At 37.9% G+C, this 908-nt stretch carries 2 protein-coding genes; both read right to left on the bottom strand.

The genetic code is table 11. The features are described 5' to 3' along the window. Positions 1–139: 139 nt before the first annotated feature. Positions 140–382, bottom strand: coding sequence for a hypothetical protein (locus tag H5079_RS18120; RefSeq protein WP_182684620.1), 243 nt, complete (start codon positions 380–382; stop codon positions 140–142). A gap of 118 nt (positions 383–500) precedes the next feature. Next, positions 501–809: a hypothetical protein gene (locus H5079_RS18115; RefSeq protein WP_182684619.1), complete on the bottom strand. Its 309-nt coding sequence runs from the start codon at positions 807–809 to the stop codon at positions 501–503. Between the last annotated feature and the right edge of the window lie 99 nt (positions 810–908).

Raw genomic sequence — 908 nt, 5'->3', positions numbered from 1 at the left:
TCAGTTACAGCAGCATCAATTGCAGCGGTGTGGTCAGCAGCAAACGCAGTTGCCGAACCCATAACAGCCGAACCAAATGCAACAAACTTCACTGCTTTACTTTTTAATAAATTTTTCATTTTTAGCTTCCCTTTAGGAGTTATGTTTTGCCCATTACTCGGACGACACGACCGATACAATGAGCAGTTATAAAAGCGACTAATGCCGCAGAGTTAATTAGGCCGAAAGTGGCCAAGTCAAAAGCAAACAATTCATTAAGAACGTTTACTAATCCGTGTTGCTGTAGTTCTAGGAACTCAGCTTGTGTAACCACCACAAAGTCACAAACACCAGTAACGGCTTTTAAAGTTTGGTCGGGTTGGATAGCTACGCATTGAGACATTTTTTTATAAACCTCTAAATTGAGCGTTTAAATAAAAATGACGAAGTGCTAAATGCAAAACTAAAGTATTAATTGCAACTTGTTCATTAAGCGCTATTAGCTCTTTGTCAGTCATTTTCTATTTCACCAATGAAACATCAGCAACAATATTGCGTGACATATTTCTAGGGTCTGGCTGTAAAACTAAGTTAACTTCACAAATACCGTTTTCATCAGTGATTTGTTTAAACTTATTGTAAAGCGTTTGGTCTTCTGTCATTTCTACACTTTTAGCTTCATAGCCACATTTTTGTATATTGTGGTCGCCTTGAATGTAATCTTGCTCTGGTACTAAGTACGAGATAGACGAAAACGAGTAAGGTTTTGCCGCGCCTGATTTACTAGACACACCACGACCCATAGCCGCAGATAATAAAATTACTTTCATGTTAAAAACTCCATTTGGTTGGGTGGGGTAATTGTGGCTTCAATTATTGATTTGGGTATATCCCAAGGGTTTAAGCCTTTGGTTAATCGTTTAATAATT

The sequence above is a fragment of the Pseudoalteromonas sp. SG44-5 genome (genome assembly GCF_014164175.1).
Taxonomy (GTDB): domain Bacteria; phylum Pseudomonadota; class Gammaproteobacteria; order Enterobacterales; family Alteromonadaceae; genus Pseudoalteromonas; species Pseudoalteromonas nigrifaciens.
Note: the sequence above shows the minus strand (reverse complement) of the source record. Positions and strands in the feature narration are given on the sequence as shown.

What these genes read in the sequence shown, in the direction of transcription:
- H5079_RS18120 (WP_182684620.1), bottom strand. Translation starts at nt 382, where the DNA reads ATGTCTCAATGCGTAGCTATCCAACCCGACCAAACTTTAAAAGCCGTT.
- H5079_RS18115 (WP_182684619.1), bottom strand. Translation starts at nt 809, where the DNA reads ATGAAAGTAATTTTATTATCTGCGGCTATGGGTCGTGGTGTGTCTAGT.